A 911-nucleotide genomic window follows, 5' to 3' on the forward strand; every position below is an offset into this window, starting at 1 on the left:
GCCAGCCGGCGGCCGCCGCGCGGACCAGCAATTCCAGCGGGTAGCCGGATCGCCGGTCGGCGACGCCGAGCTGCAGCAGGGCATCGCGGCGGGCCACCCGCATCGGCGCGATGTCGTGCACGGGCAGGCCGTGGCGGGTGCGCAGTCGCCAGCTCATGACGACCGTGCCCACCCGGGCCACCCACGGCCAGTGCAGTCCGGGCACCGGGCGGCGCCGGCCGGTCACCAGGTCGGCGCCGCGCTGCAGCTCGGCGACCAGCCGGGGCAGCTCGCCGCCGTCCATCGAGCCGTCGGCGTCGATGACCGCCACGATCGGGGTGGTCGCGGCCAGCACGCCCGCGTGCACGGCCGAGCCGTATCCGGCCCGCGGTTCGGCGACGACGTGGGCGCCGTGCCGGCTCGCGACCCCGGCGGTGTCGTCGGTGCTGTTGTTGTCGACCACCAACGCGCGGTAACCGGTGGGGAGGGAGGCCAGCACGGCCGGCAGCGACTCCTCCTCGTTGAGACAGGGCAGCACCACCGTGACCAGCCCGTCGGCGTCGGGCACGCTCAGAACCCGCGGTGGGGGTGCGGCTCCTGCGGGAACACCGGCTGCGAATGCGTCGGCGGCACGGTCTGCTGGGTGTGGGTCGGGGCCGGCGCCTGGGTGGTCACCTTGGTGCTCGGCGGGGCATACGTCGTCGTCGGTGGCGCGTGCGTGGTGCTCGGCGGCGAATACGTCGTCGTCGGAGGCGAATACGTCGTCGTTGGCGGCTCGCGCGTCGTGGTCGGCGGCGAATAGGTCGTCGTCGGAGGCGAATACGTCGTCGTCGGAGGCTCGTATGTGGTGGTCGGCGGCGAATAAGTCGTCGTCGGAGGCGAGAAGGTCGTCGTCGGAGGCGAATACGTCGTCGTCGGTGGCGCGTTCGTGG

1 protein-coding gene is annotated in these 911 nt (G+C 73.4%); it reads right to left on the reverse strand.

The features are described 5' to 3' along the window. Positions 1–547: glycosyltransferase family 2 protein (locus tag A5622_RS17885; RefSeq protein ID WP_082990538.1), on the reverse strand; the 547-nt coding region annotated here is incomplete at its 3' end. Positions 548–911 lie beyond the last annotated feature (364 nt).

Source organism: Mycobacterium sp. 1245801.1 (assembly GCF_001673055.1).
In the GTDB taxonomy this organism is placed as follows: Bacteria; Actinomycetota; Actinomycetes; order Mycobacteriales; family Mycobacteriaceae; genus Mycobacterium; species Mycobacterium europaeum_A.